Genomic DNA, 24,837 nt, shown 5'->3' with positions numbered 1-24,837 from the left:
TGACCCTCACATGAGTGATTTAATGAATATAGACGGTCTAAGTACATACTTCTTCACGGAAGAAGGAAAAGTGAAAGCCGTTGATGATGTAAGCTTCCGTGTCCGTGAAGGAGAGACGGTCTGTATCGTCGGAGAATCGGGCTGCGGCAAAAGTGTAACTGCAATGTCCATCATGGGTCTTGTTGAAGAGCCAGGGGGCAAGGTTGCCCATGGTAAAATTGATTTTCAGGGTGAAGATTTGTTGCAAATGGACAAAAACACACTGCGAGCCATCCGTGGCAACGAGATCGCGATGATCTTCCAGGAGCCTATGTCCTCTCTTAATCCTGTAATCAAGATCGGTGAACAAATTATGGAGCCGTTGATCGTGCATTTGAAGATGAATAAGAAGCAGGCGCGTATCCGGGCGATTGAACTAATAAAACAGGTAGGCATATCACGACCTGAGCAAATTGCTGATAGTTATCCACATGAATTAAGTGGAGGGATGCTGCAGCGGATAATGATCGCTATTGCTATCGCATGCAGTCCAAAGTTATTGATTGCAGATGAACCGACAACGGCGCTGGATGTAACGATTCAAGCACAAATTCTGGATATGCTTCGTGAAATTAAAGACAACTCCGGCATGTCTATTCTATTAATCACCCATGATCTGGGTGTAGTCGCGGAGATGGCTGATTACGTGATTGTTATGTACTCCGGAAAGATTGTGGAGGAGGGGGAGGTTGTTGAATTGTTCAACAATCCCAAACACCCTTATACGAAAGGGCTGCTCAAATCGAAGCCAGTTATCAATCAGCGACAGGATGAGCTGTATTCCATACCAGGTCAAGTGCCAAATCCGCTAGAGCTGGTACCCTCTTGTTATTTTCATGACCGCTGTGAGCATTGCATGCCTGTATGTGTCAGCCAGCAGCCCCAGCTTAAAGAAGTGGCCAGCAGACAAAAGGTAGCTTGCTGGTTGTATGAGGAGGCGGTTGTTCATGCCTGAGGCACTGCTTGAGGTCAATCATCTGAAGAAATATTTCCCTGTCACTAAGGGATTGCTTAACCGGACGGTTGGGCATGTAAAGGCTGTTGATGATATTAGCATCACGCTTCAGCCAGGGGAGACGTTTGGGCTTGTAGGAGAATCCGGGAGCGGAAAGAGTACGGTCGGACGGACGATTTTACGGCTAACGGATAAAACGGCAGGCGAGATCAAATTCAAAGGGATAGACATTCATTCTTTGTCTCCCGCTGAATTGCGAAATATCAGACCCCAAATGCAGCTAATCTTTCAAGACCCGTATAGCTCACTTAACCCTCGGGTCCGCATAGGAGATGCTATCGGAGAAGCTTTACTGGATCATGGCTTATGCTCAAAATCAGAGGTTCGTGATCGGGTACTTGAGGCGCTTGAGGCATGTGGTTTATCCTCTTATCATATTGATCGCTTCCCGCATGAATTCTCAGGAGGACAGCGACAACGGATCGGAATCGCGCGTGCGCTTGTACTGAATCCTGAGCTAATCATTGCAGACGAGCCAGTCTCGGCCTTGGATGTGTCCATCCAAGCACAGATTATTAATTTATTCAGTAAGCTGCAGCAGAGCCGTGGGCTAACCTATTTGTTCATCTCCCATGATTTGAGTGTGGTTGAGCATTTATGTTCAAGAATCGGTGTTATGTATCTGGGATCTATGATGGAGACGGCTTCTAGAGATGAATTATTTAAGAATCCGCTCCACCCGTATACCAAGGCATTGCTATCAGCTGTTCCAATACCTATTCCCAAGCTGAAAAGGGAAAGAATTGTCCTTAAGGGGGATATTCCAAGTCCGGTGAACCCTCCTTCTGGCTGTAAATTCCATACCCGGTGTCCCTATGCACAAGAGGTTTGCAGATCTGAAATCCCGGAATTCCGTGATGCCGGCAATAACCATTTTGTAGCTTGTCATTTAGTCTAATAGCTGTCAAAGATATAATGAGGATTCGCTCCTAAGTCTTGAATAATTAAAGTTGAATTGTATAATAATACAATTTGACCTTATTTTTGCCTGAGCACAAAAAGTCTTAAAGGGTTTCGAAGCCAGGTTAATGGGGTAATAGAGAGTGGTTAGGTTAGACGTACATATCTAATCGGTCTAGTATAAAATCCCTACTTAGGAGGAATCATCGTGAATACAACAGTACGTTTGACAGAAAGATCCGGCTCGACTTCTTCACAGCGCAGAAAAGGCTTTGTACCGGTAGTCGTGTACGGTGCAGGTTCAGATAGCCAGTCCTTTACAGCGGATGCTAAGACAATTACCGGGATTTTGGCTAATAACCCTCGGGCAGTATTAACCTTGGAATTACCAGACTCGGGTAAAAAGAACGTTGTCATCCAAGAGATCCAGCGCCAGCCAGTATCCAAACAACTGCTGCATATTGATTTTCAACAAATTGATATGAAGGCTAAATTGGATACAAAAGTGGCATTCCACTTTACAGGTGATCCAGTAGGTGTGAAGAGTGGCGGCGTGCAGCAAATTGAATTGCATGAGCTGGATATTCGCACACTTCCAGATAAATTAACGGCATCCTTTGAGGTGGATCTCAGTGGACTAGATATTGGTGATCAATTGCTGGTGTCTGATCTTCCGAAGCATGAAGGCTGGGAAGTATTGACGCCTGAGGACACTTTGATTGTCCGGATCGCACCTCCAGCAGCTCAAGAGCCAACCGATGAAGATGCTGCTGAACCAGCTGCAGTCGAAGCTTCTGGTGAAGATAAAGCAGAATAGAATAGTGATTAAATCATAAAGAGCAGATAGAATCCTACCCAAGGAGCTGTCTGCTCTTTTTGTTTTGTCTTCGTGAACACGAATTAATAAAATAAGTGCGGTCTTTCGTATAGTTTCTTAAATGGGATTTATGGTTGTTTCGCCTCATTTAGTTAAAATTTTACAGAAAATCGTTGACGAATAGGCCGCGAAGGCTGAAAATGAGGACAATTACCATGGTAAAGAATTCAAAAGTTCCTGTTGTCGCTGTTTGAAAACGCTTTAGTATTATGCTTCAAAGAACTCTCATTGCCCAGTTCATCATGATTATGAGGAGGAAAGTTATGAAGATGAGGAAGCTGTTTTCGATCTTAATGACAAGTCTGTTGGTGCTTGGGGTAGCTCTACCTTTTGGTGGAAAAGCGAGTGCAGATGCCACAAGTGATGCTTCAAATCGTGCTTTAATCTGGTTGAAGGCCCAGCAGGATGCAACAGCGGGATATGCTTTTGAAGGCTTGGTAGATAGCTTTGAGGATTTCTGGGGACCTAACAACCCCAAACAGATTGTATATACGTATGATCAAGCTGTTGCAGCTATTGCCTTTATTGTAAAAGGTGAACGGACACGGGCAGAGCAAGTGTTGAACAAAATGCGAGACATTCAGGACCCTTCAGGCTTCTGGCTGAATTCTTATTGGTATAACAATGGCTTCGGAGAAGAAATCCGTAAACATGTGGGGCCGGTAGTATGGATGGCAATGGCTGCTATGGCCTATGAGAAGGAATATAATGACACGCGATATCGTCCGATGGCGCTCAAAGCGCTCGATTGGAGCTTGTCCTATAAAAAGGCAAATGGCAGTATTGCTGGAGGATGGAGTGCTTGGAGTAACTCCGATGAGCCTTGGAGCTCAACCGAGCACAATATCGATATTTACCGAGTGCTGCAGTATTATGCTTCGGTGGATTCCTCAAAGGCTGCCACATACAATAGCGCAGCTTCTGGAGTCAAAACCTTCCTGGATAATTATGTGTGGGATGACAGTGTCAAACGCTTCAAGGGAGGCTGGAAAAACGATACGAATCTGATTGACCCTAAAATTCCATTGGACGTGAATCCATGGGGAGTACTGGCTTTAGGCGTATCCGGAACGCATAACTATGGAGCAAGCATAGCCTATGTTGAAAATGCCTCCGGCACCCCGGGGACCCTTGCAAATCCGCGTTACAAGCAGACGCTTACTTACAATGATGCTGGAAATACACTCACCGGTTATGATTTTGACTGGACCGACGAAGTTTTGCCAGCGTATGACGATAATGGGAATCAAATTGGCAATACGGGTGCTGATGTATGGTTTGAAGGAAGCGCATTTATGTCGCTCGCCTACTTTATGCAAGGCAATGTATCCAAAGCGGATGCCATTAACACTGAAATTATTAAAAAACAAGGCACAAGCGGCGCTTCGCTTGGGGGAATCCCGTACTCACTGAAAGGGACCAGCAACAGCTATTGGGTGATGGCACAGCAAAACTGCGTGTCCAGCACGGGTTGGTTAATTCTATCCCTGCATCGATTTAACCCATTCACCGGGCAATACTTGACGGGTGGTGGTAATACTGGAGACACGATAGCACCTACTACACCTGCTAATCTGACAGTAACCAGCAAGACGGATACAGCAGTTAACCTGAGCTGGTCTGCTTCAACTGATAATGTTGGTGTAACGGGATATCTCGTTTATCGCGGAACACAGCAGGTAGCCTCTGTGGTCGGAACTACAGCAACTGTTAGTGGACTTACTCCGAGCACAGCCTATACGTTTACAGTAAAAGCTACGGACGCAGCAGGTAATTTATCATCCGCTAGTAATGCCGCAACAGTTACTACAAATCCCACTGGAGGCAGCGGAGGCGGTGATCATGTGACGGCTGACTTTACAGCAGGGGTAACGAGACTTTCTTCAACAGAAGCGAGCATTTATATTACACCTGTGACCAGTGCTCTTTATGTAGATGTGCATTATAAGGTTAACGGGGGGCCACAGCTTAATTACCGGATGACCAACAGCTCAGGTACATGGAAACAGACTGTGAGTGGGTTAAGTGCTGGCAGCAGCATTGAGTACTGGTTCACTTATGAGAAATCCGGCCCACAATATGATTCAGCTCATTATACTTTTGTTCAGTAGTGAGATTATGAAAGACTTGAACAATAAAATTCGTAGATAGAGCAAGTAAAATAAAGAAGGCTGTCCCAGATGCCATAGTATTGGTTCGGGAGGGCTTTCTTTTCTTTGTTTTAAATGAAGAGTGAAGCAACAGCCTAGCTTAAATCAAAGAATACAGTGCGGGTAAAAGAGCGAAGTTCCTCCTCTAGACGGAGGTTCACTCTTTTCTTGTGTCGTAAAATCTTGGAGGGAAACTTTAATGCAATGATTTGTTTCAGTAGGAAATTTAAGGGGGGAGTGTTTTATTTACAACGTAACAGTGTTATGTTACGATGTTTTCGAGGAGTGATCGCATATGGAAGATGATTTGATTTCGAAGAAGCAACTGCTGGATTTAACCGGTATTTCATATGGGCAATTGTATCGCTGGAAAAGGAAGCAGTTAATCCCCGAGGAATGGTTTATTCGCAAATCTACCTTTACTGGACAAGAGACTTTTTTTCCTAAAGAGATGATCTTGTCGCGAATTCACAACATTGTGAATATGAAAGATGGGCTTTCTTTGGATGAAATGGCTGATAAGCTATCGGATAAGGCATCCTTTGAGAAGGTGAGTGTAACTGCTAAGGAAATTATAGAACGTAACATTGTTTCGACAACAACGCTGAGGAAATTTGGAGAAAGTCTCGGTGATGAAAGTAAATATACTTTTGAGGAGCTCGTTCATTTATTCGCCGTAGACCGCCTGCTTAGTGCTGGGGAAATGAGTATGGAGGAGGCGGAGCTTCTGTTTCGCACTTTGCAGGAGAAAGTTTCAAGGCTCGAGAGTGGAAGCTGGGAGTTGTTTTTTGTCCGGAAAATGGGGGTTTCATCCTTCATTCTGGCACAAGCGCCTGCGGAGTTATGGTTTGATGAAGGGGTTAGATTAGTCAGTAAAATGACATATGCAGATTTGATCGAACAATTGAAAGGTAAGCTTGCCTACAAGCTTGTTGAATAGGAGGAAGAGTAATGGACAAAAATCAGCTGCCTGATTTGATAATAAACGGGGTTAGTGGTGGGGCCGGAGGTACTTACAACAACGTAAACATGGATGGTGTAGGTAAAGTAGTCGGACCGATTGTGGCGCGAATGTTTAAAGGAAATGGGCATATGAATTTGAATGATGATCTCGCAGCAGAAGAAGCAGAATGCAACGGGGTCATCAAAGTGATGGGTAATATGCGTTTTGGTACCCTAAAGGTGGATGGGGTTCTTAATGTAGGTAAGAGTTTTCGAGGTGAAAGCTGTACCCTTAACGGAATGGTGAGTATCAAAGGGGATTGTGAGCTTGAGGATTTCGTAGGTGAAGGTAGCTTTAGTGTTGGTGGTTTACTAAGTGCCGGTCATGTGGATTTCAAACTGCAGAGTCAAGGGAAGGCTAATGAAATTGGTGTGGAAAGCCTCGTGATACGGCAAGTGAATAATGGGTTTTGGAGTAAGATGTTTAGCGGAATCATCCCTAAACTTCGGCCTGAGCTATGTGCTCGAACGATCGAGGGAGATTTTATAGATGTAGAATATACAACTGCGGATATCATCAGAGGAAATATTGTCATTATTGGCCCAGGCTGTACACTCGGACGGGTAGAGTATCGCGAACAAATTACAGTGCATCCAGAGGCTAAGGTTGGAAAGGTGGAGAAGGCCCTGTGAATGATAATCTGAAAATAATTGGAACAACATCTTCAGCCGGTGGTTCTTTCAAAGATGTTAAGATCACTGGAGAATGCAAATTCGCTGGAGATGTGAATTGCGAAAAGATGAATCTGACTGGAAATGCCAATATAGCTGGAAATCTGCATATGAAGCAAATGAAAATCACTGGCGAAATTGCACTCGAGGGTAATCTTGAAGGGGATTCCTTACGTGGACAGGGTGAAATAAAAGCAGCCTCCGTAAAAATCGATGAGCTTCATCTCTACGGAAATTTGGATGTGAAGGGTGATTGTGAAGGGGAAAAATTACAAATTTCTGGTGCCTTAAGCGTAGCTGGATTACTTAGTGCTGAGCATTTGGAGATTAAATTGTTTGGTCCAAGTAGTGCGAAGGAGGTTGGGGGCAGTATCTTAACCATTAAGAAGAGTAAAACGGGGAGACTGCTGCATATGATGAAGCCAACTTCGAAAATACTGTTTGAAGCGGGGCTAATCGAAGGCGATGCTATTGATCTGGTCAATACAAAGGCTAATATGGTAAGGGGAGAACGTGTAATCATTGGTCCGGATTGTGAAATTGAAACGGTGGAATTCCGCGATACACTAGAAGTTCATAAGCACGCAACAGTGAAGCATCAAGTGAAGATATAAAGAGAATTGTATAATCATTTTTTTGAGAAAAAGAGGAGTGGAACATATGAGTGCTGCCAAATCGCCCAATCTGGGTATTGTAATCGCAGGTCTCCTATTAGGAATTTTGATGGCCTCCATGGACAGCACCATCGTTGCAACTGCAATGGGTAATATTGTTGGGGAGCTTGGCGGAATGGACAAATTTGTCTGGGTGACATCAGCCTATCTCGTAGCCGAGATGGCGGGTATGCCCATTTTCGGCAAGCTGTCTGATATGTATGGTCGTAAGAAGTTTTTTATTTTTGGAATTATCGTATTCATGGCGGGTTCGGCTCTCTGTGGAACGGCTGATACAATAACTCAGTTAGCTGCGTACCGGGCTATTCAGGGCATTGGTGGCGGGGCGCTGGTGCCAATCGCTTTTGCCATCATGTTCGATGCTGTTCCGCTGGAGACGCGGGGCAAGCTCGGCGGGGCATTCGGAGCAGTATTTGGATTGTCGAGTATATTTGGTCCATTACTGGGGGCGTATATTACCGATCATATTGCTTGGCAGTGGATATTTTACATTAACTTACCCCTTGGACTGTTGGCTTTTGCGATGGTCGTGTTCTTTTATAAAGAATCGCATGAGCATTCTAAACAGCCCATTGACTGGTTGGGAGCGGGTACGCTGCTTGGTTCAGTCATTTGCTTAATGTTTGCGCTGGAGCTAGGCGGGAAAGAGTATGCTTGGAATTCTTCCATGATTCTTGGTTTATTTGCAGCCTTTGCCATCCTTGCAGCAGTGTTTCTTGTTGTAGAGACTAGAGCGAAAGAACCGATTATTTCCTTTGCTTTGTTTAAAAAAAGATTATACGCGGTGAGCATTATCTGTGCACTATTTAGCGGTGCAGCCTTTATTGTGGCTTCTGTGTATATTCCGATCTTTATTCAAGGGGTATTGGGCGGATCAGCTACAAATTCAGGACTTGTATTGCTACCAATGATGGTTGGCTCAGTGGTTACAGCTACGATGGGCGGATTTCTGATGTCAAAAACCAGTTACCGCAGCCTGCTGATTCCTACATTCGCACTTTTGGTGATCGGTACTGGACTTGTAGCGACACTCACGCCGGATGCTTCACGACTGCTTGTTACTTTATATATGATTTTAATTGGGCTAGGGATTGGTGCTTCATTCTCAGTGCTAAGTACGGCATCTATTCATGGATTGACGGCACAGCAACGTGGCTCTGCCAGCGCAACGCTGAATTTCATTCGTTCACTGGGCATGACCATAGGCATTACCACCTTCGGTATCATTCAAAGTCACTATTTCTCAGGCAGTCTTACCAAGCTACTCTCGGCTAATGGTGGAGGAGCGGCTCCGGCGGGAGCTATGGATTTTAAAGATCCGCATGCTTTGCTCTCACCTGAGACTAGGGCGCTCATTCCACCTGAAATTCTGGGTAAGATTACAGCTGGGTTATCCTCATCGATTGTAAACACCTTTGCTTGGGCGGTGATTCCTGCAGCTTTAGCGTTATTGGCTTCGTTCTATATGGGACGTCAGAAGATGGATGCCTCTGCGGAGGGGGATGTTCAAGCGTCTGGGCATTAGCATGTAGACTAGATAATATTCGTTTGATTATGTTTCAGTGAAAATAGACATATAAAAAAACGACCACCACTTCGGGTACTTCCTATGTGGTGGTCGTTTTTTGTCTAAAGTCATATATGCCCTCCATCACTAGTCCCGCAAACAGGTAGAAAATGGTCGATTGTACTGCGAATTTGGTTCACAAGTATCTGACGGTTTCCCTGATAAGGCGTTCTGCTCTCTATCTCGCCAGAAGCTCAGATTCTGATACTCTGAAAACGTAATCAAAATCTGGGTATAGGAGATTCCGATATGGGGGTACCTGCTGGTGAACTGCTTCCCAGCGTCGATCCGGTTCATCGATCCCGCTGGAAGATGAAGAACAAACATAAGTTGTTCTTCATGGCTTTTCCATTTCTTGTTGTTACCTTTATTTTCTATTATCTGCCGATCAGCGGATGGATTTATGCCTTTTATGATTTCATTCCCGGAATACCGTTGTCAGACACGCCTTACGTTGGTTTGAAATGGTTCAAGACGATTGTATCTAATCCGACGCAGACCGCAGAGGTTCTGCGGGTGCTGAAGAACACGCTTGCCATGAGTTCACTCGGATTAATTACATCCATCTTTCCAGTGATCTTTGCCATTATGTTGACTGAGATTAAGTCAGGCTGGTATCGCAAGTTGGTGCAGACATTAACCACGATTCCAAACTTTATCAGCTGGATTCTGGTATATGCATTGGCATTCTCGTTGTTCTCTGTAGATAACGGTGTCATCACTCACATTTTAGTGCAGCTTGGAGTGGTTGATGAAGGGTATAACTTCTTAGCCTCCAGCTCAAATATTTGGGTCACGATGATCGTTTGGTACTGGTGGAAATCGTTAGGCTGGGGTGCCATTCTCTACCTTGCTGCAATCGCAGGCATTGATCAGGAATTGTACGAAGCTGTTGAGGTGGATGGTGCAAGTCGGTTCCGCAAAATTTGGCATATCACCATTCCAGGTCTGATTCCAACCTTTTTTGTACTGCTTCTGCTCTCCATAGGTAATCTAGTCAATAACGGGATGGAGCAGTACTTTGCCTTTCAAAATGCGATGAATAAGGATTCTATTGAGGTGCTGGATCTTTATGTATACAACATCGCTTTCGCGAACAACTTTCCTTTTGCGACGGCCGTCAGCATGTTGAAATCGGTTGTCAGTGTAATTCTACTATTCGCAGCGAACACGTTGTCTAAGATGGTGCGTGACGAATCTATCATTTAAGTCAGGGGTGATCCCACTTGAGAAAGAAAAAACTAACGGCTGGAGAACTTATCTTCCAGATTATGATCTATACGCTCTTTGGATTGTTCACCCTGTCATGCATCTACCCATTCTATTATTTGTTCATCAATACGATCAGCTCGAATGATCTTAGCGCAGCGGGGGATATCAAATTTTATCCAAGACAGATCCATTTTGATAACTATAGTAAGGTGCTAAGAATCAGCGGTTTAGGACATGCGGCAACAGTCTCCGTGTATAGAACGGTTGTCGGGACGTTGCTTACTGTGGGGTCTTCAGCTTTTTTAGGATATTTGTTCACCAAAAAGGAAATGTGGGGCCGGAGTATTTGGTACCGGAGTGTCGTGGTTACGATGTATTTTAGCGCAGGTCTGATCCCTTGGTATATAACAATGCACAATTTGCATCTGACCAATAATTATCTGGCTTATATTTTGCCTACGATTATTACCCCATTCAACATCATTTTGGTCAAAACCTTCGTTGAGGCCATTCCTCCATCCCTTGAGGAGTCAGCGTCTATGGATGGTGCTGGTTACATGCGGGTGTTCTGGAGCATTATTGTACCGCTTACTACGCCAATTTTGGCTACGATTACGATTTTTTCCGCAGTGAATCAGTGGAACTCATTTATTGATACGGCGTTTCTGATGACAGATACGAAGTACTTTACGCTCCAATTCTTGTTATGGCGTTATTTGAACGAGTCCAGCTCGCTCGCAGCTTTAATTCGTAATTCACCAGATATGGCCGCTAGTGTAGCGAATATGCAGACTCCAACCTCTGTACGGATGACCGTAACGATGATCGTCGTATTGCCGATTCTAATCGTGTACCCATTCTTCCAGCGCTTTTTCGTCAAAGGGATTATGATCGGTGCGGTTAAGGGCTAATGAGCTACCGGATCGGTAACGAAATGGGGTTTTCCTCTGCTAGGAGCAGAGCTGAACTATAAGTGAAGATACGAAAGGGAGGGTATAAAGCAATGAGACTAAGAAGAGCATCGCTTGTCATGCTATCTGTAATCCTGGTCTTCGTTCTGGCAGCATGTGGTGGGGGGAATAATACGGCTAACTCAGGAAAAAACACGAGCACAGAAAAGCCCACGTCCACTGCAACGAATGCGCCGGCGGAAGAAACAGCAGCACCGGATGACGGAGCACTTGATCATTCCAAGCCGCTGAAGCTGACCGTATTCTCTACAACAGCTAACTATGCGGGTCCACAAACCGGATGGTTTGCCAAAATCATCAAAGATAAGTTCAATATTGAGATGGACATTGTAGCTTCAAACCTTACAGGTGGAGATACCAAAATCTCTGCAATGATGGCTTCCGGAGATCTTGGGGATATCATTATTTTCGGTGATGACAAAAACCATTATCCAAATGCGATCAAAGGAAAGCTTCTCTTAGACTGGACACAAGACGGACTTCTGGACAAATACGGAAAAGACATTGGGAGTACATTTCCAAAAGCTATTGAGAAAGCAAAGGTTGCTTTTGGTGGTGGATCATCCGTTTTTGGCATCGGAAACAGCGTAGCTTCTAATCCATCTGGACCTTCTGAAGGGAAAGATATGACTTGGGGGCCAGACCTGCGATGGGATCTTTATCAACAAATCGGAGCACCTGAAATTTCAAAGATTGAAGATTATTTGCCCGTGCTGAAAAAAATGCAAGAGCTTGAACCAAAAAATGAGCAAGGAAAGAAAACCTATGCTTTCTCGATGTGGTCTGACTGGGACGGCAACTATAAAATGACATTGGCTAAACAGTTCGCCAACATGATGGGCTATGACGAAATTCCTGATACCGCTGTATATGTTAAAGCAGACGAAGAGAAATATTATGACTTCTTATCCGAAGACAGCTGGTATATGAAGTCGCTCAAACTGTATTTTGAAGCTAACCAAATGGGTCTGGTGGATCCAGATTCTATGACACAAAAATTCGACGATGTTGTAGCGAAATACAAGGATGGTCGTCTGTTGTTCTCTTGGTTCCCGTGGCTAGGGGCAGCAAACTACAATACACCGGAAAGAACAGCAGAAGGAAAGGGGTTTGCATTAGTTCCGTTCAAGGATGAGCTGATGTATTCCACTGGCTTCAATGTATACGGTGGTAACGGTATTATAGCAATCGGTGCAAAAGCTAAAGAACCTGCTAGAATTATGGAATTTATTAACTGGATGTATACTCCGGAAGGTGCAATGATCTCTGCAGGAAGCGGAACAGCGGTGCCTAACGGACCTAAAGGTCTAACCTGGGATATGGATGCAAGCGGTAAACCTGTCGTGACTGACTTTGGTTGGAAGGCTTATGCCGATCAACAGAATACACAAGTGCCTGCAGAATATGGTGGTGGTGACTACTACTACGGCTCTAATCAAATGAACTTCTCTTTTGTAGTTCCGGCGATGGTGAATCCAGACAATAAAGAGCCATACGATCACAATCTATGGACGACAACCCTAGAGCGTAATCCGTCTAAGCTTGATAGTGACTGGAGAGCGAAGATGGGCGTTCTGACGCCTAAAGAGTATTTTGAGAAAAATAATCTATTGGCCGTAGCACCACAAGGCTTCACTGGAAAAGAACCATTGATGATGGACAAAACACTGGAGCAAAAGAACAAACAAATTGGTACGGTCATTCAACAAATTTCTTGGAAAATGGTTTTTGCTAAAGATCAAGCTGAATATGACAAATTGAATAAAGAAATGCATGATAAGGTGAATGGCCTCGGCTATGCCGAAGTTATGGATTTCTCGATTAAAAAGGCTGAGGAACTGTTCGAGGCTCGTAAAAGCGTGAAATAAGGTGTGATTAGAAAAATACAAATAGGGCGGGGCGGCGTGGAGGCTGTTCTGCCCTATTCTATTCAATTAAGGATAAATGTGGTATTCTCACATTGATATATATATAGAACGCTTACAGGAAGAAGGAAGAGGATCATTCGGATGGTAAGAGTACTTAAGCGTAATCATACCCCAGTTGTCAAATCCTTACGGAATACCTTATTCATCTATCTAGTTATCGGAACACTTCTTCCGCTTCTCTTAGTAGGATTCGTAACCTACACCTCTATTTACTCTATTCTTTCAGGGAAAATTGGCAATGGTATAAGTGCAAGCTTGAAACAGGAAGCCTCTAGCTTGGAGAATGCCATCGACAATATGGATTTTGCCTCTAAACAGTTTGCGCTGGATGGTCAGATTGTGGAAGAAATGTCCTCATTTATTCAGGAAAAGCAAATTTATCGCAAATCGCAAATGATGAACTCCATCAACCAGAAGATCAACCTCGTTAATTTCACGAATCCCTACATTGGACTTACAGCCTACATTATGCCAAGCAGTGATGATCCGGTTCTGTTCACGAATATGAGTGCGCGCAGAAATTTCGATATCAGTACGTTACCTTCTTTTATGCGATATAACGGAGCTGATTATTATGGGCCGCATTCTACGATGTATGCCGTCGGCGATAATCTCGTGTTCTCAGAACAGCGCATTGTACGCGTACCAGGTGAACATAAGCTATATATTTATTTAGAGACGAATTATAGCCTGCTTCGCAAAATATTTAATCAGGAATCTTACGGAATGAAGGTTAACCACCTGCTTGTGAATCAAGAGGGCACTAGCACTTATGTCATTGATGGTAAATTACCTCAAGGAATTATCAAAGCTGCTGGAAGCAACTCTAATCTATCACATGAAACACTTACCGGATATCATCTGTTTCGATACGCTAGTCCACAGGGATGGAAGCTTATTGCAGTAGTTAAAAAGTCCGAATTCAACAGTGAAATTTATTCTTGGTTCTATAAAATGATCCTGCTCGCGTTCTCGACACTACTCTTTGCCGGAGTTCTGGCTTGGATGATTTGGAAAAAGATTTATGGTCCTTTGCGCAAGGTTAACCTTGAAATTAATCGAATGGCGGAAAATGTTACCTCTCCGGTTGCCTACACGAATGTGGAAGAGTTTGATTTTGTGCTTAGTAACTTCCAGCAGATGAAGAAACAGGTGAATGAGCTGATTGTTGCGGTTGCCCATAATGAGAAGCAGAAAAGCCAATTCGAGATTGAAAAGCTACTTAGCCAGATTAACCCTCACTTTTTGCATAATACATTGAATACGGTGCAGTGGATGGCAAGGCTTAACGGTCAGAAGGAGATCGACAAGCTGGTTACTCTTCTTGTAAAGGTGCTGCATTATAATCTGGGCAAGCAAAGCATCATTGTTACCCTTGGAGAGGAAATTGAAGCGATCCGAAATTATATGGAACTGCAGCGCATCCGTTATGACTATGAATTCGAATTTAACGTGGAGGCTGATGAGGATGTATTGTCTGTGGCTGTCCCCAGATTCTTACTTCAACCTCTTGTTGAGAACTCGATTTATCATGGACTAAGCGATAATGGCAGGGTGGACGTCGTGATTACAGAGCATGGTGAAGGAGAAGTTCAGCTGTGTGTAAGAGACAATGGGGCTGGAATGGATGCGGATACGTTAGATCAACTGCTGTCAGAGGATGGCGCCAAGAAACGGGGGCTCGGAATCGGATTCTCGTACGTGAACCGGATGCTCAGAACCTACTATGGAGAACAAATGAAGCTAGAGATGTACAGCAAGCTAGGGGAAGGTACGGTTGTATCTATCGTGATTCCGAGGAAAGGTAAGGAGGACTTCGATGATTAAGGCTGTAGTGGTTGATGACGAGAGACTTGTGCGGAAAGGCTTCATATCTCTAATTGATTGGTCATCCTTAGGGGTTGTGATTGTCGGTGAGGCGGGAGATGGCAAATCGGCCTTGGAGCTACTTCAACAACAGGATGTGGATCTGTTATTTGTAGATTTGACTATGCCCGGCATTTCTGGGTTCGAGCTAATTAAACTAGTAAGGCAGCGTTTCGCAGGAATTCGCTGTGTTGTGCTTACTTGCCATCATGAGTTTGACTATGTGCAGGAGGCCATGCGTTTAGGAGCCGTTGATTATATTGTCAAAACTCTATTGGAGATGGAAAATGCGGACGAGACTATACGTCGCCTGGTCGATCGCATCAAATGGGAGGACAATACAAGGGATGCACTGGTTCATGGTGAAGGTAAAAGGATAGCTGCAGACAAGGCACTGCTCTATTTACCATTAAGCAGCCACTGTAATGAAGAAGAGTTATTTCACCTATCCTTCGTGAAGAATAATCCGCTGATTACCTTTCATGAGATGTGGATGTCGCCCTTGCTTCACCGGTTCTCGGAAGAGGAGGGGAAGCGTGAGCTTAAGAACCAGCTTTCTGGGAGATGGCAGACCGCGCTCATCAGTGGGTTAAGAGATCAGTCACTACAGGAATTGGAGGAGCAGCTCACCACGAAGCTTCGGCATATGCTATTTTATCATTCTAGTGCTGAAGAACTGACCTGTCTGAATTATGAGGAACTAAAGAAGGAAATAGCGGTTCCCCATTTAAAACCGGATGAAGCTGATCTATTCGTGCAAGCTCAAAATCTCAAGTGGACGATTGATGGAAACGAATGGGAGAATTTTGTAACGAACATACTCCTGCAGAAGCCAAGACAGGATAGATTTCTAACGTTCGCCCATTCCCTTTTGCAAAGCTGGAGTTCTTTACTTTTGAAGTCAGAGGATGCTGTTCAACTGGAACGGGATATTTCTTTTAATTTGAACTGGTGCCATTGGAAGACCTGGCTGCGCCGATTTTCTGATCATGTGGGACGGAGAATGCTCGAGCTAGGATTGACTAAAGAGGTGATGTCTTGCCTTATTCGCGCAGTTCGTTACATGCAGAGCCATGCAGGTGACAAAATCAATCAGAGCGACGTAGCGGCGGAAATTAATATGAGCCGTGGTTATTTCAGTCAATGTTTCGCTCGTTTTGCCGGGGAGACATTCGGTGAATGTTTACGGGGAATGCGGCTTGAGTTGGCTAAATCATTATTGCGGGAGACTTCATTACCCGTCTGTGAGATTGCTTCAAGGTCTGGCTTTGAAGATGACCGTTATTTCAGTAGACTGTTCAAAGAACGTATTGGTCAACTCCCGAGTGAATATCGTGCGGAGGGGAAGGACCAATGATGAGATTGTGTAGATCTATCCTCTTACTTGTAATGATGATCGGACTTACATCATGCCGTGACCAGAACAAAACAGTAGATTCTACTCGAAGTCCTCAGGGTGAGGTCGAAGATGCTTCTATAGCGTATAGCAAATACGAAGATCCGATCGTGATTCGTGTAGGATTTAAGGTTCCCGATTCCAGGCTAAATACAGGTGACAGCAACGACAACAATCCTATCACCCGTTATTTGGAGAGCATTACGAATATCAAGGTAGTTCACTCTTGGGAAGCGAAGGGTGAAGATGCTTTTAATCAAAAAGCACAGCTTGCGATCGATAGCAATGATTTGCCGGATGCGATGGTTGTTGATCGAGATCAATTGAAGAAACTCATTGATAATGACATGATAGAGGATCTTACAGAGACCTACAATGTATATGGCTCTGATTTAATTAAGGATATGTACAATTCTACTCAGGGTGAGGCATTATCCGATGCTTCTCGATACGGCAAATTATACGGATTGCCTAATGTAGCCATTGATGCGGATTCGCCTGTTCTGCTCTGGGTGCGTCAGGATTGGCTGGATAAACTGGAGCTGCAGGCACCGCAAACCTTTGAAGATATTGAGAACATAGCGAAGGCTTTTATTGAGAAGGACCCCGATGGCAATGGCAAAAGAGATACGGTCGGACTTAGCGGCTACAAGAATATCATCTATGGGACAAAGCCATTAGTAAATGGTCTGGATGCTGTGTTTAGTGCATTGCATGCTTTTCCCACCAATTGGATCAAGGATAACGCTGGGAATATTGTATATGGATCCATTACACCTGAGACCAAACAAGCGCTTGCCAAACTGGCTGATTGGTATAAAAGAGGGCTCTTGGACCCTAATTTTGCACTTTATAAAGAAACGCAAGAGCCTATTATTACAGGGAAATCAGGCATGTTCTTTGGCCCGTGGTGGATGCCATATTATCCTTTGTCAGAGGCGGTTGCTCTCGATACGAAGGCAGAATGGAGAGCGTATGCTGCTCCACTTGATGAGTCTGGTAAGTTTGTTGCTCATTTGGCTCCGGTAACAGACCGTTACCTTGTTGTGCGTAAAGGTTTCGAGCATCCAGAGGCGATTATGAAGCAGTTGAACGTGTTTACAAGACTTGAGAGAAGACAAGACCCTAATTCGGAGGAAGTTAAGAAGCTGGATGATTTCTCTGCGCAAACAGGAATTCAGCTGCGTGCTTATTATCCGTTTGACCTTTTAATTGATTATTCGGATGCGATAGAGAAACATTATGCAGATATCCAGCAAGCTTTGCATGGCAAAATAGACCCGGATACATTAAATTCAGATACCCGTCTCATTTATGATCAATGGGTGGAGGACACTGAACAACCAAAGAAAGATCTGGAAGGCTGGAAAGCAGCGAATGCATATAAATATGGAGTTGCCGTCTTAACCTCAACTGCAATTGAGGGAGTGCGGGGAGTATTTTACGGAAACACCCAACTAATGAAGAGTAAGTGGACGGAGCTTCAAAATCTGGAGAGCGAGACATTTTTGAATATCATTGTGGGCGATTCACCGCTTAGTGACTTTGATGTTTTTGTAGCGAAATGGAAGAGCCTCGGCGGGGAGGCGATTACGAAAGAAGTTGCTGAAACTGTAAAGGTGAAGTGAGCACGGGATGATATAGATTTTTTCGCTAAAAGTAGCGGAGTGAATGGACTGATTGTGGAAAAGTGGAGTGTCCTAACCAAGGAAACGGGAGCACTGATCGATAATTAGGGAATTTCTCCCTGTAATTCTGAGATTTCTGCTCATCTGACTAATAATTAGGGAAATTCTCCCTATAATTTCGCTGATTTGTTGGAAAATACCGATATTACTCTGATTTTTAGGGAGCTTTTCCCTAATAATTCTCAAAAAAAGAAGCTGTCCCTTAAGTAGCCTTTACTACTTTTGAGACAGTTTCTTTTTTTGTCCTATTCTTCGTCAGTGCTGATTTTTTGAAGTAAGTAGCGAAGTTGCTCTACTTCCTCGCTGGTTAATTTACCAACTAGGCTCTTGTTATAATCATCTAAAATAGACTGAAGAATTGGCGAAAAATCGATTGCTTTAGGCGTTGGATATAGTAGTTGAGAGCGTCGATCATTAGGATCTGGTTTACGTTCAATATAACCCGAATTCTCTAATTGCTTCACGGAGCGTGCGGTAGTGGCTTTATCGAATTTTAGTTCAGAAGTTAGTTGATCTTGTGTAATCCCTGGTCTGGAAGTAATCAGTTTTAGAAAACTATGTTGCCCGCCACTACCTATTCCATAGGGCATGAATTTTTTTACCAATTGCTTTTGATTTTGACGATGAAAATAGGAAATCAACTTTCCTATAGGCTCTTTTTCCAAGATATAGACACCTCTTTGGGTTTATAGTTCGCGTATTTGCTACTCTGAGACAAAGTGTACAATAAAGTCGTTGCGTGCGCAACTAAATTGATGTACACTGGGTAAGCAAGTTTTGTTGCGTACGCAACTAAACGTTGATTATATATTCAATGAGGTGTTAGTTTATGAGTTCTATTAGCGCAACCTATCAGGAAGACAAGGAAATTCAGAAGAAACGCTGGATGATTTTAATTGTTCTGAATATTTTCACCTTCATGTCCACACTTGATGGTAGTATTGTCAACATCGCTCTGCCAGAATTATCGAAACAATTGAAGCTGCCTATGGCACAAATCGAATGGGTAACCACAGGATATTTGATGGCGATTTGTGCTGCGATTCTTTTCTTCGGGAAGCTTGGAGATATTGTCGGTAAGATTCGAATCTTTAAGATTGGTACGATAGTTTTTGTTATTGGTTCTATGCTGTGTGGATTTAGTTTAAGTTTACCTGCATTACTTGCTTCACGTGTCATTCAGGCTATCGGAGCTTCGATGACAATGGCGAACAGCCAGGGAATCGTTACGGATATCTTTCCTGCCAATGAGCGGGGGAAAGCGCTTGGTTTCATAGGTACATTCGTGTCTCTGGGAAGTATAGCTGGCCCTAGCTTAGGTGGGATTATGGTTTCAACATTAGGCTGGGAGTATATCTTTTGGGTGAACATTCCTATTGGAGTGATCGCTATCCTGTTAGGCTGGAAGGTACTGCCTAAGGATTTAACTAGGACGAAATCTACAATAGACGTTCCAGGTAGTTTACTCTTCGCGATTTTTATCATAAGTTTGTTCGCAGGGCTATTATTGGGACAGCAGCTCGGTTATGGCGATAGCTTAATTGTGACGTCTTTAATCGTAGCTATAGCCAGCTTCATTGCTTTCTTATGGACGGAGCTTCGCCGGAAAGAACCGCTACTACAATTGTCATTATTTAAGAATCCGTTGTTTTCATTAAGTATTTTATGTGGGTTTCTCGTGTTTACAGCGAACTTCTGCTTTAATATCATCGCGCCGTTTTATGCACAGAATATGCTGAATCTATCGCCCTTTGAAGCGGGATTCCTGTTGATGTTATTACCGATATGTATGGTAGTCGTAGCACCAATAAGCGGTGCTTTATCGGATAAAATCGGGTCTGAGTTCCTAACTTTTGCAGGGCTGGTAGTCATGGTTATTGCTCAGTTTGGATTAGCTGAGCTTCATGAAGGAAGCTCTGTTGTGCTGGTAGGCGTGTGGATCGCTATGTTAGGAATAGGGAGTGGTCTGTTTCAGTCGCCAAATAATTCGCTTGTGATGTCCAAGGTGCCTAGAACTCAGCTTGGTTCTGCGGGCAGCGTCAACTCGCTTGTTCGTAATGTGGGGATGGTCGTCGGTATTACGATAGCTACGACGATTCTCTTTCATGTGATGAGCAGTGAAGCTGGTTATCGGGTAACAGGTCTAGTTCCAGGCCGACCAGAGTTATTTATCAGTGGGATGCATGTAGTGTTCATGACTTCGGCATCCATATGCTTTGTGGCTGCACTGCTAACGGGTTGGAGAATGATTAGTGCAAGAAGCGCCAGAGTGCAGACTTCGGAAAGACCATAAGGAGTAAAAGAAGAAGATCCTTCTGACGCTACGGCGTGGAAGGATCTTCTTTGTGATGATATTGAAGGGCTTTCTTAATGGCTTGCAAGTATTGATACCGATAATGATCATCCGGTTCTAAATAGGCACCCTCAGCCCATTCATTCCAAGCGTTAATATAAATAAAATCACTTTTGAACATCTTCTTGGTCCTCTCAATTTGTCGTGACAGGTATTGACCGAATTTGTGAGGATTTGCACCTAAAGTACTTTGTCCGGCAGCACCTTTGCGTGGTGTATTATCCCAGTTAACAAATGCTCCCGGATATATAATTTCCCCATCCCTATGAGGTGTCCGTTCTAACATAGATTCCCATAATTCATCGTAATCAATGACAATATGCTTTTGATCCTCCACCTGCTTGGAACTCCATAAGTGCTTTACACCGCCATGTGCGAATGTGTAGTGAGGCTCGAATTCTAGACTGGCGTCGAACCCGTGCTCTGTATATAGGGGGAATCCGCCCAGTGTCCGGACAAGATGAAGGCCCTTAAGTCCGTTTTGCTGAGCCAAATCACGCCAACATTGAAGCATTTCATCACACCGAGGGATGCTGGAGGATCTATAGATAATGAATACTGGTTTGCCGTCTACGCAAATATATCGTTCATCTTTGAAGGCCTCCAACAAAGCATAAAAATGCATTCGCCAATCCCGTTCTTCTCCATATTCTTGTGGCATCAAGACATCTTCTTCAGTGCCATCCCAGCTACGTGTCCAAGGTTCGTTAGCCCAAGACAGACAAAAGGGGAAGTCAGGCTCTTTGCTGGCAAGAATCTGCTGAACCGGTTGTTCCAGAAGTCGCCTGCCATTGAACCAATAGTGATAATAACAAAAACCGTAAATGCCATGAGCTTTTGCAGTTTCTGCCTGCCATTGTTTCACATTAGGGTCCGTTAAATCGTAGTAGTTATTATTTAACGGTTTTTTCGGTTGATCATGTTCAGGATAAAGGGCTGTAGCCTTCCTGACATTTGTCCATTCTGTAAATCCCTCTCCCCACCAGGAATCGTTCTCTGCTATCTGATGAAACTGAGGCAATACAAAAGCGATGCATTTCAAGTCAAGTCACCCCCTATGGTTCCGTGAATATTTTTTTGAGAAGCAGCTTTCCCTGCTGAAGATAAGAATGATTGTACTTCACTTCCTTTAGAGCAAGAGAGGCCGAACTTCTCCTTGCATCACTATGAGCAATATAGTACTTGAAGCTCTCAGAGAGCTCTTTAAAGTTCTGGAAACGAATAAGACCTTCTTCTGTGATGGGGTAACTTTGAAGATGCGGATGATCTTCCACGAACTGAAATACGCCGCAAGCAGCGACCTCCATAATTTGCTGCACAGATCCTGTGCAATTGATGATGATCCTTGCTCCATTATAATAGTTAGATATTTCTGCTTTATCGTAGGTGATGTCTATGAAATTTTTGGTGGGCTCCCACCCGCTACCAATGGTCATTACCTTGAGACCATGAAGTAGTTCCGAATGAGCTAGGGTGTCAAGAACACTATTCATTTGAAAATGGCCGAGAATGAGTACGTCACTGTGGTAACGGTTCTCGACACGTCTTGGATAATAGAGTTCTGTATCTGGAGCATAAGGGAGGTAGCACGAATGTTTCTCACGTAAACCTTGATAATAGATTAGATTAGCTATGTTCTGTGTGAAAATATAATCGAATAACAACGCTAGATTACGTTCTGTTCGGGTAAGGCAGGTCGCGTCTGCCATCCATACGGCCTTAGGAGCGTTATAAGCTTTGAGGGCAGGAATATTCTCCTCAGGGAACAGGGATTCTGATCCCAAGGCTAGTATCATATCAGGCTGATAGTGTGCTAAATATTCTTCTAGATTATGATGTAACTTAATGGCAAGCACTTCTTTGACCAGATGCCTTAGCTGATCTTTAAAAAGTCGTACATTAGGCATTTTATCACTTATCTCTGAGGGGACCAGAAGCAATACTCTTAATTGCTTTAGTTCCCGTGTTATGGTTTCCGCTCTGTAAGAGTTCTCGAGAATGAGATTATGGTGTTGCGATTGATGAACTTGGCTGATGGAGACTTCGTGAGTTGAGGGCCTTTGAGGAGTGAGTCTAGTAGCTGTCTTCTTCATAATTCCTCCTGTATTCATTGGAGCCAGTCGTTCGCTCTAGCACCTAGTCTTGCTAATCATTATATGTGTAGGGGGTTCATTTGACTTTAGGTATAAGACCATTAATCTGAATCTTGAAGGAAAAAGCGGATTTAGTAAAAGATGTATATCTATCTATGACCGGATTGTCTTGTCTAACATAAGATATACTATAAAACCTGAAAGGGATGATCGTCTTGCCAACCTTCGATAATATTCTTGTTACAGGAAGTCAGACCATTCAAAATGATCTGCATGTCAACGGGAATGAGACTATCGATTCAAACTTGCAATTAAATGGTAGTCAGACTATTATGGGAAGCCTTCAGGTGAATGGCAGTCAGTCCCTGCTCGGTCATTTGGGGGTTACCGGTGAGATTAGCGGTGCAGGCACCATAAAAACTGCGACCCGTTTGATCGCGGTGAATCAGGCTTTGTCACCAGTTTCAGCACCTACGAGCCTTCAGCAAGTCAGATATTTCGCTGTGGGAGTTGCAAGTCAGACAGGACTCGTGCTGAAGGGCACGGATGGAAATGACTATGTATTATTTATCGATTTGACCGGGGGAACACCTAATATTGGGATCCAGCGGGCCTAAATCTGATAACATTAACATCTTCAAGCTCTGAACAATAAAAAAACAGCAAGTCGCCTAGGTACGAATAGGGACTTGCTGTTTGAGGTTTCTATTAGTTCTTAAAGCTGTGAATTGGAGCAGGAATTCGTCCGCCTCGGTTGATAAAGTTGGCACAATTGAAGCCGTTAACAGCCATGACAGGCGCATATCCAAGTAGGCCGCCAAATTCAACGATTTCGCCTACATCCTTGCCAATGACAGGAATGACGCGAACAGCGGTTGTTTTGTTGTTGACCATTCCGATAGCAGCTTCATCGGCGATGATGCCAGAGATCGTCTCTTTGGTGGTACTTCCCGGAATAGCAATCATGTCCAGTCCAACAGAACATACACAGGTCATGGCTTCTAGCTTCTCAAGCGTAAGAGCACCACGCTGTACGGCTTGAATCATTCCGTGATCTTCACTAACTGGGATAAAGGCTCCACTGAGTCCGCCAACATAGGAGGAGGCCATCACGCCACCTTTTTTAACATTGTCATTTAGAATCGCCAGAGCGGCTGTTGTTCCTGGTGCACCAGCTTCTTCCAGACCCATGACTTGAAAGATCTCCGCAATGGAATCCCCAATTTCTGGTGTTGGAGCCAGAGATAAATCGATAATCCCAAAAGGCACGTTCATCCGTTTCGATGCTTCCTGCGCAACTAGTTGTCCCACACGCGTAACTTTAAACGCAGTCCGTTTGATCGTTTCACACAGGGTTTCGAAGTCCTGCCCCTTCACTTCCTCTAATGCACGCTTGATTACACCTGGGCCACTGACGCCAACGTTGATGACACATTCCCGTTCACCGACCCCATGAAAGGCTCCAGCCATAAAAGGATTGTCCTCGACAGCATTACAGAAGACAACCAGCTTAGCACAGCCGATGGAATCCCGATCCTTGGTGCGTTCCGCAGTTTGAATAATGATATCACCCATTAATTTCACAGCATCCATATTGATTCCACTTCTGGAGGAGCCGACGTTGACGGACGAACAGACTCTTTCAGTGACTGCGAGTGCTTCTGGGATACTGTCGATTAGAATACGATCACCTTTGGTGCACCCTTTTTGTACAAGCGCAGAGAAGCCGCCAATAAAGTTAACGCCAACTTCTTTGGCAGCCTTGTCCAAAATTTCCGCTACAGGCACATACGTATCCGTCTTCACGGCACCAGCAGCAATAGCAATAGGAGTCACAGAAATCCGTTTATTAACAATGGGTACACCGAATTGTCTTTCCAGATCTTCACCTGTTTTGACGAGCTTCTCGGCGGATCTAGTGATTTTGTCGTATACGTTTTGGTTAAAAGTTCTCATATCTGTATGTGCACAATCCATGAGGCTGATCCCCATCGTTATAGTACGTACATCCAGATTCATTTCACGGATCATCTTATTCGTTTCTTGTACTTCCACCAGTGATATCATGGTCATCCTCCTAAATGCGGTGCATAATATTAAAAATATCCTCATGCTGAAGCTTGATTTCCACGCCGATCGCTTCTCCGATCAAATGTAAATCCTCAACAATATCCTCAAATGCTTTTGTCGCGCCAGAAATGTCTACAATCATCATCATGTTAAAATAATCTTGTACAATCGTCTGAGAAATATCCAGAATGTTCAAATTGTGCTCGGCAAGATATGTACATACCTTGGCAATAATCCCTACTTTGTCTTTTCCTAATACAGTAATAATCCCCTTCATAAATACAGCCTCCCTTTGTATATGGTGATTACGCCGTGTAAACGGAATGAACCATTCCAATCATTATTACAAATGCTGAAGCAAGCT

General features: G+C 43.9%; 21 protein-coding genes. 16 read left to right on the top strand and 5 right to left on the bottom strand.

Features of this window, described 5'->3' with window-relative positions:
- Positions 1-10: 10 nt before the first annotated feature.
- From MKY99_RS20540 to MKY99_RS20475, 14 genes are all read left to right on the top strand, one after another.
- Positions 11-994 carry an ABC transporter ATP-binding protein gene (locus tag MKY99_RS20540; protein ID WP_076284612.1) on the top strand — a complete coding sequence of 328 codons (984 nt, stop codon included), beginning with the start codon at positions 11-13 and terminating at the stop codon, positions 992-994.
- Positions 987-1,952, top strand: a complete 966-nt coding sequence (locus MKY99_RS20535; protein WP_042190014.1) for an ABC transporter ATP-binding protein — start codon at positions 987-989, stop codon at positions 1,950-1,952. Before MKY99_RS20540 ends, MKY99_RS20535 begins: the two co-directional genes overlap by 8 nt.
- Before the next feature lie 210 nt (positions 1,953-2,162).
- A complete protein-coding gene (locus MKY99_RS20530) occupies positions 2,163-2,771 on the top strand; it encodes a 50S ribosomal protein L25 (protein ID WP_052404365.1) in 609 nt (202 codons plus the stop codon).
- 323 nt (positions 2,772-3,094) lie between these two features.
- Positions 3,095-4,942: a fibronectin type III domain-containing protein gene (locus MKY99_RS20525; RefSeq protein ID WP_339266098.1), complete on the top strand. Its 1,848-nt coding sequence runs from the start codon at positions 3,095-3,097 to the stop codon at positions 4,940-4,942.
- A 334-nt stretch (positions 4,943-5,276) separates the two neighbouring features.
- The gene (locus MKY99_RS20520) at positions 5,277-5,921 is read left to right on the top strand and encodes a YhbD family protein (RefSeq protein ID WP_339242601.1); all 645 of its coding nucleotides are present in this window, start codon (positions 5,277-5,279) and stop codon (positions 5,919-5,921) included.
- Between the two features lie 11 nt (positions 5,922-5,932).
- Positions 5,933-6,616, top strand: coding sequence for a hypothetical protein (locus tag MKY99_RS20515; RefSeq protein ID WP_339266096.1), 684 nt, complete (start codon positions 5,933-5,935; stop codon positions 6,614-6,616).
- A complete protein-coding gene (locus MKY99_RS20510) occupies positions 6,613-7,269 on the top strand; it encodes a hypothetical protein (protein ID WP_076284617.1) in 657 nt (218 codons plus the stop codon). Before MKY99_RS20515 ends, MKY99_RS20510 begins: the two co-directional genes overlap by 4 nt.
- A 46-nt stretch (positions 7,270-7,315) precedes the next feature.
- Positions 7,316-8,854 (top strand): MDR family MFS transporter, encoded by a 1,539-nt coding sequence (locus tag MKY99_RS20505; protein WP_076284618.1) that lies wholly within the window; start codon positions 7,316-7,318, stop codon positions 8,852-8,854.
- 291 nt (positions 8,855-9,145) lie between these two features.
- Positions 9,146-10,105 (top strand): ABC transporter permease subunit, encoded by a 960-nt coding sequence (locus MKY99_RS20500; protein WP_042190003.1) that lies wholly within the window; start codon positions 9,146-9,148, stop codon positions 10,103-10,105.
- Between the two features lie 17 nt (positions 10,106-10,122).
- A complete protein-coding gene (locus tag MKY99_RS20495; RefSeq protein ID WP_042190000.1) occupies positions 10,123-11,019 on the top strand; it encodes a carbohydrate ABC transporter permease in 897 nt (298 codons plus the stop codon).
- A gap of 92 nt (positions 11,020-11,111) precedes the next feature.
- On the top strand, positions 11,112-12,947 hold the full coding sequence (locus MKY99_RS20490; protein ID WP_339266093.1) for an ABC transporter substrate-binding protein: 1,836 nt from the start codon (positions 11,112-11,114) through the stop codon (positions 12,945-12,947).
- Positions 12,948-13,088: 141 nt separating this feature from the next.
- Positions 13,089-14,834 carry a histidine kinase gene (locus MKY99_RS20485; RefSeq protein WP_339266091.1) on the top strand — a complete coding sequence of 582 codons (1,746 nt, stop codon included), beginning with the start codon at positions 13,089-13,091 and terminating at the stop codon, positions 14,832-14,834.
- Positions 14,827-16,230, top strand: coding sequence for a response regulator (locus MKY99_RS20480; protein WP_339266089.1), 1,404 nt, complete (start codon positions 14,827-14,829; stop codon positions 16,228-16,230). The genes MKY99_RS20485 and MKY99_RS20480 overlap by 8 nt, the downstream gene beginning before the upstream one ends.
- Positions 16,227-17,897 carry an extracellular solute-binding protein gene (locus tag MKY99_RS20475; protein ID WP_339266087.1) on the top strand — a complete coding sequence of 557 codons (1,671 nt, stop codon included), beginning with the start codon at positions 16,227-16,229 and terminating at the stop codon, positions 17,895-17,897. The genes MKY99_RS20480 and MKY99_RS20475 overlap by 4 nt, the downstream gene beginning before the upstream one ends.
- Positions 17,898-18,202: 305 nt before the next feature.
- On the opposite strand, the gene MKY99_RS20470 is transcribed toward MKY99_RS20475, so the two are convergent.
- Positions 18,203-18,622 carry a MarR family winged helix-turn-helix transcriptional regulator gene (locus MKY99_RS20470; protein WP_076284623.1) on the bottom strand — a complete coding sequence of 140 codons (420 nt, stop codon included), beginning with the start codon at positions 18,620-18,622 and terminating at the stop codon, positions 18,203-18,205.
- Between the two features lie 164 nt (positions 18,623-18,786).
- Between MKY99_RS20470 and MKY99_RS20465 the strand changes: the two genes are divergently transcribed.
- Positions 18,787-20,250 (top strand): MFS transporter, encoded by a 1,464-nt coding sequence (locus MKY99_RS20465; protein ID WP_339266085.1) that lies wholly within the window; start codon positions 18,787-18,789, stop codon positions 20,248-20,250.
- A gap of 28 nt (positions 20,251-20,278) precedes the next feature.
- Here MKY99_RS20465 and MKY99_RS20460 read toward each other — a convergent pair whose 3' ends face one another.
- The gene (locus MKY99_RS20460) at positions 20,279-21,352 is read right to left on the bottom strand and encodes a glycoside hydrolase family 99-like domain-containing protein (protein WP_339266083.1); all 1,074 of its coding nucleotides are present in this window, start codon (positions 21,350-21,352) and stop codon (positions 20,279-20,281) included.
- Between the two features lie 13 nt (positions 21,353-21,365).
- On the bottom strand, positions 21,366-22,403 hold the full coding sequence (locus tag MKY99_RS20455) for a glycosyltransferase (protein ID WP_339266081.1): 1,038 nt from the start codon (positions 22,401-22,403) through the stop codon (positions 21,366-21,368).
- Positions 22,404-22,609: 206 nt separating this feature from the next.
- On the opposite strand from MKY99_RS20455, the gene MKY99_RS20450 reads away from it, so the two are divergent.
- Complete coding sequence (locus MKY99_RS20450) at positions 22,610-23,020, top strand: hypothetical protein (RefSeq protein ID WP_256721644.1); 411 nt, start codon at positions 22,610-22,612, stop codon at positions 23,018-23,020.
- 91 nt (positions 23,021-23,111) lie between these two features.
- Here the strand turns inward: MKY99_RS20450 and MKY99_RS20445 are convergent, their stop codons facing one another.
- The gene (locus tag MKY99_RS20445; RefSeq protein WP_256716384.1) at positions 23,112-24,467 is read right to left on the bottom strand and encodes a PFL family protein; all 1,356 of its coding nucleotides are present in this window, start codon (positions 24,465-24,467) and stop codon (positions 23,112-23,114) included.
- 13 nt (positions 24,468-24,480) lie between these two features.
- The gene (locus MKY99_RS20440) at positions 24,481-24,750 is read right to left on the bottom strand and encodes an ACT domain-containing protein (RefSeq protein ID WP_042189980.1); all 270 of its coding nucleotides are present in this window, start codon (positions 24,748-24,750) and stop codon (positions 24,481-24,483) included.
- Positions 24,751-24,837: the final 87 nt, after the last annotated feature.

Source organism: Paenibacillus sp. FSL R5-0470 (assembly GCF_037975205.1).
Lineage (GTDB): Bacteria > Bacillota > Bacilli > Paenibacillales > Paenibacillaceae > Paenibacillus_AQ.
The sequence above is the reverse complement of the archived record's forward strand: the minus strand, read 5'-3'. Positions and strand labels throughout refer to the sequence as shown.

What these genes read in the sequence shown, in the direction of transcription:
- MKY99_RS20540 (WP_076284612.1), top strand. Translation starts at nt 11, where the DNA reads ATGAGTGATTTAATGAATATAGACGGTCTAAGTACATACTTCTTCACG.
- MKY99_RS20535 (WP_042190014.1), top strand. Translation starts at nt 987, where the DNA reads ATGCCTGAGGCACTGCTTGAGGTCAATCATCTGAAGAAATATTTCCCT.
- MKY99_RS20525 (WP_339266098.1), top strand. Translation starts at nt 3,095, where the DNA reads ATGAAGATGAGGAAGCTGTTTTCGATCTTAATGACAAGTCTGTTGGTG.
- MKY99_RS20520 (WP_339242601.1), top strand. Translation starts at nt 5,277, where the DNA reads ATGGAAGATGATTTGATTTCGAAGAAGCAACTGCTGGATTTAACCGGT.
- MKY99_RS20515 (WP_339266096.1), top strand. Translation starts at nt 5,933, where the DNA reads ATGGACAAAAATCAGCTGCCTGATTTGATAATAAACGGGGTTAGTGGT.
- MKY99_RS20505 (WP_076284618.1), top strand. Translation starts at nt 7,316, where the DNA reads ATGAGTGCTGCCAAATCGCCCAATCTGGGTATTGTAATCGCAGGTCTC.
- MKY99_RS20500 (WP_042190003.1), top strand. Translation starts at nt 9,146, where the DNA reads ATGGGGGTACCTGCTGGTGAACTGCTTCCCAGCGTCGATCCGGTTCAT.
- MKY99_RS20490 (WP_339266093.1), top strand. Translation starts at nt 11,112, where the DNA reads ATGAGACTAAGAAGAGCATCGCTTGTCATGCTATCTGTAATCCTGGTC.
- MKY99_RS20485 (WP_339266091.1), top strand. Translation starts at nt 13,089, where the DNA reads ATGGTAAGAGTACTTAAGCGTAATCATACCCCAGTTGTCAAATCCTTA.
- MKY99_RS20480 (WP_339266089.1), top strand. Translation starts at nt 14,827, where the DNA reads ATGATTAAGGCTGTAGTGGTTGATGACGAGAGACTTGTGCGGAAAGGC.
- MKY99_RS20475 (WP_339266087.1), top strand. Translation starts at nt 16,227, where the DNA reads ATGATGAGATTGTGTAGATCTATCCTCTTACTTGTAATGATGATCGGA.
- MKY99_RS20465 (WP_339266085.1), top strand. Translation starts at nt 18,787, where the DNA reads ATGAGTTCTATTAGCGCAACCTATCAGGAAGACAAGGAAATTCAGAAG.
- MKY99_RS20455 (WP_339266081.1), bottom strand. Translation starts at nt 22,403, where the DNA reads ATGAAGAAGACAGCTACTAGACTCACTCCTCAAAGGCCCTCAACTCAC.
- MKY99_RS20450 (WP_256721644.1), top strand. Translation starts at nt 22,610, where the DNA reads ATGATCGTCTTGCCAACCTTCGATAATATTCTTGTTACAGGAAGTCAG.
- MKY99_RS20440 (WP_042189980.1), bottom strand. Translation starts at nt 24,750, where the DNA reads ATGAAGGGGATTATTACTGTATTAGGAAAAGACAAAGTAGGGATTATT.